Origin of the sequence: Dietzia sp. DQ11-44, assembly GCF_014145205.1 — a bacterium.
In the GTDB taxonomy this organism is placed as follows: Bacteria; Actinomycetota; Actinomycetes; order Mycobacteriales; family Mycobacteriaceae; genus Dietzia; species Dietzia natronolimnaea.
This window is the reverse complement of record NZ_JAALEC010000202.1, coordinates 1-5,896: the sequence shown is the minus strand read 5'-3', so window position 1 is coordinate 5,896 and position 5,896 is coordinate 1. Positions and strand designations below refer to the sequence as shown.

The following is a 5,896-nucleotide window of genomic DNA, read 5'->3' as shown; positions in this document are numbered from 1 at the left end:
CTCCTCCCAGAGGATCCGCAACTGCAGCTCGGCCAATCGGTTGCCCATGCACCGATGGACGCCGAACCCGAAAGCGATGTGGTTGCGGGCGTTGGGCCGGTCGATGATCAACTCGTCCGGCCGCTCGAACACGGACTCGTCCCGGTTACCTGACGCATACCACATGACCACCTTGTCACCCTTGCGGATGAACTGGCCGTTGAGCACGGTGTCGGTCTTGGCGATCCGGCGCATGTAGGCAAGAGGGGTCTGCCAGCGGATGATCTCCGAGACCATGTTGGGGATCAGGTCCGGATTGGCCTTGAGCTTCTCGAACTGGTCGGGGAACTGGTTGAGCGCGAGAACCCCACCACTCATCGAGTTGCGGGTGGTGTCGTTTCCCCCGACGATCAACAGGATCAGGTTGCCGGCGAACTCCATTGGCCGCTTGATCAGGTCCTTGGTGGCCTCGTTGCTCTGCAGCATCGTGATCAGGTCGAACCCGGGCTCCTCTCCCTCCGCCAGGCGGGCGGCCTTGTCATGCCACAGTGCGCTGAGTCCACGCGCCAGGTCGACCATGCCGCGGAACAGTTCGTCGTTGTCGGAGGGGCCTCCATTGGCCTGCTCCATGGAGGTGGCCAGGTCCGACCACTCGACAAGCTTGTGGCGCTGCTCGTAGGGGAAGTCCAGCAAGGTCGCCAGCATGCGCGCGGTGAGCTCGATCGACACCGTCCTCACCCAGTCGAAAGGCTCGTTGACGGGCAGGTTGTCCAGGACGTCCCTGACGCGCTCCCGGATGAGGCCCTCCATCTCGCGCAGGTTCTTCGGAGCCACCACGCCTTGGACGGCGCGCCGTTGAACGTCGTGCCTGGGCGGATCCATGGCGATGAACATGGCGATGTCCATGAACCGCGGCGGCGCCCCGATGACGATCAGGGGCTCGGCGGAGAAGGCCTCGTGGTTCTTGTCCACAGCGATGATGTCGGCGTGCCGCGTCACCGACCAGAACGGCCCGAACGGACTGTTGGGCTGGTAGTGCACCGGGGCCTCGTTGCGCAGGCGCTCGAAGTAGGGGGCCCACTGCCCCTGTCGGTACAGGAAAGGGTTGCTGAGGTCGATGTCTTCGAGCGCGAGTTCTTCGACCGGCGGGATCGGGCTTTCGACGAACATCTTCTGCCCGTTCGTGCCCGTCAACCAACGTCGGCTCTTGTCGTAGAGGTGCGCGGCCTGGACCTGGCGATCCAGGGGTATGGCGGCATCGACCTTCGTCTTCACTGCGTCAGGGATCTTCATCTCGTCAACACCTCCTGTTACATCTGGAATTCAGGCAACTGCACGGTCAAGCCGTCCCATGACCGGGAGACCTGGACTTGGCACGACAGCCGCGACGTCGGCTCTCGCTCGGGGTTCATCGACAGCATCTCCTCCTCCTCCGGGCCGGAGGGGCCGACCTTGGCGGCCCAGGCGGAATCGACGATCACGTGGCAGGTGCCGCACGCGGCCTCTCCGCCGCAGTCACCATCGATGCCCGGAATGGCGTTGTTCGTGGCGACCTGCATCAGCGAGCAGCCCTCCTCGATGGGCGCCTCGTGCTTCTCCCCGTCGTATGACACGAAGGTAACGACTGTCATCTACAACTCCCTCACTATTGACTACGTCATCGACATTTTCTCCAGTATTGTCGTTGATATCGGCGATGACCATGTTGAATCGTGTCATCCTGCTGTGAGATCGGGTCACGTGAGGAGCGCTGTGCAGAGAAGCGAGCCGGGCGTCCCAGCGCTTGCCTTCGCGCAGCTGCTGGCCAGTCCGGCGATCGATCCGGACAGTGCCGAGCAGTTCCGTGCCATCATGGCGCGCGAGGGAACCGGGGAACTGTCTCTGATCCGGACCCAGGAGCAGGCACCGCTGCGGTGGTTTCGCGAGGTCTACCCGGACCTCGATGCCGAGCAGGCAACGAAGCTGGGGATCGCCTGCGCGGAACAGGCCCAGCTCACGTCCTTCGGGCCGTTGAGCGTGCCGCTGGTCAGCGCAGGAACCGTCGCCCAGGTCGTTCAGCTGTTGACCTATCTTCCCGTGATCACCGAGGCCGTCACCACCCAGTCCGATCCCCAGCGCGACGACCTGACGATCCGGCTCACCGGGAACGCGGCAGACCCCGACCTGGACTGTCTCGCCGTCACCTACTGCGGACTCGCCCTCATGCGGTTGGTCGACCGACTGGTCGACGACGCGTCGGAGGTGACCATGCATAGTCGCTGGCCGGAGCCAAGCAGCGGGGCTCGAGAAGCCTGGCCAGGGGCGCGGCTCATCTTCAACGCCCCCCTGTCCTATGTGCACATCCCTGAACGGACGCTACACGCGGCCTGCCGCTTCCCCGACCCAGTCGCCTACGACGTCGCCGTCACCAGCCTCCAGCAGGCGCTCGAACGTCAGGGCGGCAGCCGGGACTTCACCCGCAGGGTGCGGGCACTGCTGGACGACGGGCCAGGGGTGAGGACCATCCAATCGGTCGCGAATGAGTTCTCGATCTCCTCGAGTACCCTGAAACGCCGCCTCGCCGCGGAGGGAACCAGCTTCCGCGAACTCCTCCAGGAGTCACTGCTCGACCGCGCCCGGATACGGCTGCTCGACCGCTCCACGTCTGTCAGTGAGGTCGCCGCCGAACTGGGCTACAGCGACCTCACGAACTTCTCGCATGCCTTCAAAGGATGGACCGGCAGCTCACCGAGCCACTTCCGACGCGCCCACCAGCACCCTTGAGTACCACTTCCGCAGCCCCTAAGAAGGACCGCGCCCGGCGGGAGTGGCTCACCAGGTGCTCCCTTATGAGTCCACGGATCCTTCCGGAGTGGTCTCTCCGGTGGTAGCTGGAGGAGTGAAGGCATCGTCAGGCCCCGCAGCGGCGGTGACCATAGGTCCGTAGGCCTGGTGGAGGGCAGACAGAATGCGGCCCAGGGGGAGGTCGTCGAAGCTACCGTGGTCTCGTACGTACTCCATGTGCCGAGTCCCGTCGGAGGTGAAGGCGTGCATGAGCGCGTCACCCTGTCCGTCGAAGTCGACCGGGGGCACGCCGAATCGTTCGCATAACTCGACATTGAAGGCAGGTGTGGCCTTCAGCCATCGTCCGTCGATGTAGACGCTGCAATAGCCGTGATAGACGAACAGATCCGTTCCACCCATGACGGCTCGTAAGGTGTCGGTCTGCAGATGGTTCCGTACATCGGCGAAGCCGAGTCGGGTAGGGATGCCCGCGGCCCGCAGAACCGCGGCCAGTAGCACCGCCTTGGGCACGCAGTAGGCGCGGCCGGCCTGGAGGACGTGGCTCGCCCGGTAATGCTCAGGATCCTCGGAGACCGAGTAGGGGTCGTACCAGATTTGGTCACGCACTGCAGCAAAGAGCAGGGACGCTCTCTCTCGGGGGCTCGACGCGCCGGCGATCACGTGCTGGGTGAAGTCGCGTACCGAAGCGTGGTCGTGATCGAGGAAGAAGGTCGCCTCAAGGTGCGATCCCGGCGCCGGCGTCATCGCCGCACCGCGGTGTTGACCAGACCGTCAGTCTTGAGCGCTACGGCCGTGCGCGGCCAGCCGGCCGGCTGCTCGCCGGGCACTGCCGAGATGCAGACGTCGGGCATCCGCCGCACCAGGTCACCGACCTCTTCCAGCCACCGGTCGCACACGGGGCGTCGCCGTTCCAACGCGGGACCGCTTCGACGGGCTCGGGGTGCGCCCATTCCGGGCGAGAGGTCCCTCATCGCGCGCTCAACAGAAGGTCGTTGTCCACAGCAACCCCTACGCTCTGGGCGAGATCACGCATGATCAGCCAAACTTGATGGGCGATCCGGGTGGTCACCTCTTCCTTCGACTCATCGTGGTGGTCCAGCCACCAGATGATCCCCGCGTCGACCATGCCCATCAACCCCGCCATCACGCCGTCCGGGGGATCGACCTGTACCTCGGATGTGCGCATGTATGCCGAGGCTGCGGACACCACCTCCCCGAGGAACCGTGTGCGCCCCAACCTGGCCCGGTGCGTCTCCTTGTTCTGCTGGCGCGCCGCCATGAAGCGATACAGGTTGGGATGACCGGCAGCCCATCCGATGGCAGCGCCTATCACGCCTTCGATGATGGTGGGAGCTGTACCGCTCACGCGCATGGCGGGACGAACGGTGTCGATGAGCTGATCAGCCGCGAATCGGAGCACTTCTCGTTCGAGGTCTTCCTTGCTGTCGAAGTGCCGGTAGACGTGAGGCCGCGCAACGCCTGCCCGTTCCGCGATCTGGGCAGTACCGACGCCGGGACCGTACTCCTCGATCGCACGAGCCGCGGCCACCACTATCTGCTCTCGTCGTGCCGACCGGTGCGATTCGTGCGCCGTCGATCGGCGCACCACGGCCGTGTCCACCCACCTCGCAAGATCCACCAGCACATTCTAACCCGAAAGGGACTGGCGCGGTACAGGGTGTACCCGTAGCCTTCGGGTACACCCTGTACCCGGCACATAATCTTTGGAGGACCCATGCCCAGCCGCCGTTCACCCTGGATGAACCAGGACCTCGACGACTTCCGTCAACTCGCCCGGACGTTCTGCGAGAGGGAGATCAAGCCCAACATCGAGCGGTTCATCGAACAGAAGCGCGTCGACCGCGAACTATGGACCCGCGCCGGCGAGCTCGGCCTGTTGTGCGCCTCCGTTCCCGAGGAGTACGGCGGGGGCGGCGGCAACTTCTTCCACGAGGCGATCCTTATCGAGGAGCAGGCCCGCATCGGTGACAGCAGCTGGGGGGCTGCACTCCACAGCGGCATCGTGGCGCACTACCTGCTGCACTACGGCACCGAGGAGCAGAAGCGCGAATGGCTGCCCAAGATGGCCTCCGGCGAGGTCGTGACCGCCATTGCGATGACCGAGCCGGGGACCGGTTCCGACCTCCAGGGAATCAAGACGAAGGCAGTCCGAGAAGGCGACGACTACGTCATCAACGGAGCCAAGACCTTCATCACCAACGGCTACCACGCAGACATGGTGCTCGTCGCCTGCAAGACCAGCCCGGATCAGGCTGCTGCAGGCGTCTCACTGGTCATCGTGCCGACCAGCTCCGAAGGATTTCGGCGCGGCCGTGTCCTCGACAAGATCGGCCTCAAGGGGCAAGACACCTGCGAGCTCTTCTTCGATGACGTACGTGTGCCTTCCAGCAATCTGCTCGGCACCGAGGAGGGGCAGGGCTTCGTCCAGCTCATGATGCAGCTCCCGCAGGAGCGGCTCATCGTCGCCGTCAGTTGCGCCGCGTCGATGGACTTGATGCTGGACCTGACACACGAGTACACACTCACGCGCGAGGCGTTCGGCAAACCGATCTTCGGATTCCAGAACACCAAGTTCAAGCTCGCCGAGGTCGCCACCGAAGCCCGCGTCACCCGCGCCTTCATCGACGAGTGTCTCGACCTGCATGTCAAGAGCGAACTGGACATCCCCACCGCCGCGATGGCGAAGTACTGGAGCTCCGAACGCGCTCAGCAAGTCGCCGACACCTGCCTGCAACTCCACGGCGGCTACGGCTACATGGAGGAGTATCCGATTGCGCGCGCATGGACCGACCTGCGGGTCAGTCAGATCTACGCCGGCACCACCGAGATCATGAAGGAGATCATCGCCCGGTCACTCCCGACACCTGTCATGGGACAGTAGTCCGTACCCGACGCGCACTCGCTCGCTCGGCGAGCACTCCGTCCGCCAGCACGCCTAAACACGTCTCTGGTGGTCCGCATTTGAAGTCTTCTTACGGTTGGCTTTCGCGAGGACTTCGTCGGCGGTTTTCGTCCAGACGAAGGGGTGGGAGCGGTGGTTCCAGCCGTCGATGAAGGTGCGGATTTTCGCGTTGAGGTCCTTGACGGATGTAAAGACTCCGCGGCGGATGGC

The 5,896-nt window shown here is 64.4% G+C and carries 7 protein-coding genes and 1 pseudogene; 2 read left to right on the top strand and 6 right to left on the bottom strand.

Features of this window, described 5'->3' with window-relative positions:
- Together G6018_RS06205 and G6018_RS06200 are read right to left on the bottom strand one after the other, a co-directional pair.
- The coding region (locus G6018_RS06205) for a cytochrome P450 (RefSeq protein ID WP_182639177.1) at positions 1-1,272 on the bottom strand (1,272 nt) is incomplete at its 3' end.
- A 17-nt stretch (positions 1,273-1,289) separates the two neighbouring features.
- Positions 1,290-1,610, bottom strand: coding sequence for a 2Fe-2S iron-sulfur cluster-binding protein (locus G6018_RS06200; RefSeq protein ID WP_007628312.1), 321 nt, complete (start codon positions 1,608-1,610; stop codon positions 1,290-1,292).
- A 121-nt stretch (positions 1,611-1,731) separates the two neighbouring features.
- Between G6018_RS06200 and G6018_RS06195 the strand changes: the two genes are divergently transcribed.
- On the top strand, positions 1,732-2,742 hold the full coding sequence (locus G6018_RS06195) for an AraC family transcriptional regulator (RefSeq protein ID WP_069389784.1): 1,011 nt from the start codon (positions 1,732-1,734) through the stop codon (positions 2,740-2,742).
- A 63-nt stretch (positions 2,743-2,805) separates the two neighbouring features.
- On the opposite strand, the gene G6018_RS06190 is transcribed toward G6018_RS06195, so the two are convergent.
- The 3 genes from G6018_RS06190 to G6018_RS06180 are packed head-to-tail and all read right to left on the bottom strand — an operon-like array spanning position 2,806 to position 4,402.
- Positions 2,806-3,507 (bottom strand): transglutaminase-like domain-containing protein, encoded by a 702-nt coding sequence (locus G6018_RS06190; protein ID WP_182639176.1) that lies wholly within the window; start codon positions 3,505-3,507, stop codon positions 2,806-2,808.
- A complete protein-coding gene (locus G6018_RS06185) occupies positions 3,504-3,713 on the bottom strand; it encodes a hypothetical protein (RefSeq protein ID WP_141244302.1) in 210 nt (69 codons plus the stop codon). Before G6018_RS06185 ends, G6018_RS06190 begins: the two co-directional genes overlap by 4 nt.
- A 17-nt stretch (positions 3,714-3,730) precedes the next feature.
- A complete protein-coding gene (locus G6018_RS06180; protein ID WP_235027696.1) occupies positions 3,731-4,402 on the bottom strand; it encodes a TetR/AcrR family transcriptional regulator in 672 nt (223 codons plus the stop codon).
- A gap of 96 nt (positions 4,403-4,498) precedes the next feature.
- On the opposite strand from G6018_RS06180, the gene G6018_RS06175 reads away from it, so the two are divergent.
- Positions 4,499-5,665: an acyl-CoA dehydrogenase family protein gene (locus tag G6018_RS06175; RefSeq protein ID WP_069389782.1), complete on the top strand. Its 1,167-nt coding sequence runs from the start codon at positions 4,499-4,501 to the stop codon at positions 5,663-5,665.
- A 54-nt stretch (positions 5,666-5,719) separates the two neighbouring features.
- On the opposite strand, the pseudogene G6018_RS17345 reads toward G6018_RS06175, so the two are convergent.
- A pseudogene (locus G6018_RS17345) lies at positions 5,720-5,896 on the bottom strand (IS630 family transposase); the annotation flags it as partial.